The organism is Holdemania filiformis DSM 12042, assembly GCF_000157995.1.
Classification (GTDB): Bacteria; Bacillota_I; Bacilli_A; order Erysipelotrichales; family Erysipelotrichaceae; genus Holdemania; species Holdemania filiformis.
Map to the genome: position 1 here is coordinate 158034 of NZ_GG657558.1, position 651 is coordinate 158684.

A 651-nucleotide genomic window follows, 5' to 3' on the forward strand; every position below is an offset into this window, starting at 1 on the left:
CGTTTTCAGCAACAGGAAATACCGATCGGCGAATACGAGCAGCGCAACGAACAGAAGCAGCGTCAGTCCGAGGTAGAAAAGCTCACCCTCCGGGAAAAACAAGGCCAGATATTTGCCGAACGAGGCGATGATCATCGACAAGGTATCGGCCAGCGCAAACGCCAGGAAAAACCGTCCGTCGCGGAAATCGGAGAGCAGCCAAAACCAGATCAAACTGGGCAGGCTGATCGCCAGTAAGGAGGAAAGCACCATTGGAAAGTGGAAAACATAGACCGCTGTCCCGTAAGCTGCGAAAAAAACACGCATCCGCCAGTCAGCTGAACAATTCCCCTGCGGGTCGTGTCCCGCAGCGTGATCATCCGGGCAAAAATTAAAAGATTAAAAAATAAGATCAAAACATCCTCAATTATGGCGATCATCCCCCAGAACCTCGCTTTCTTGTTTCAGTATACCATAAGAACCAGAGCCTTCCTAACAAGAAAATGATGCAAGCATCATTCTGGAAGGCAAAACCTTCCAGAACCCCTCGTCAGTTTCTTGCCTGGAGGGTATTCCTGATTTTAGATCTCTTCCTTCTCTCCCTCTGCTTCCAAAGTTCAAGGTTTGATCGAAGATTTCTTCCCTCAGGCGTATTGTATAACTCGCGGTTCT

At 48.7% G+C, this 651-nt stretch carries 1 protein-coding gene; it reads right to left on the minus strand.

From position 1 onward, the window contains the following. Window positions 1-306 (minus strand): hypothetical protein (locus tag HOLDEFILI_RS19790; RefSeq protein WP_006059855.1); only part of this gene is annotated, 306 nt, incomplete at its 3' end. Window positions 307-651 lie beyond the last annotated feature (345 nt).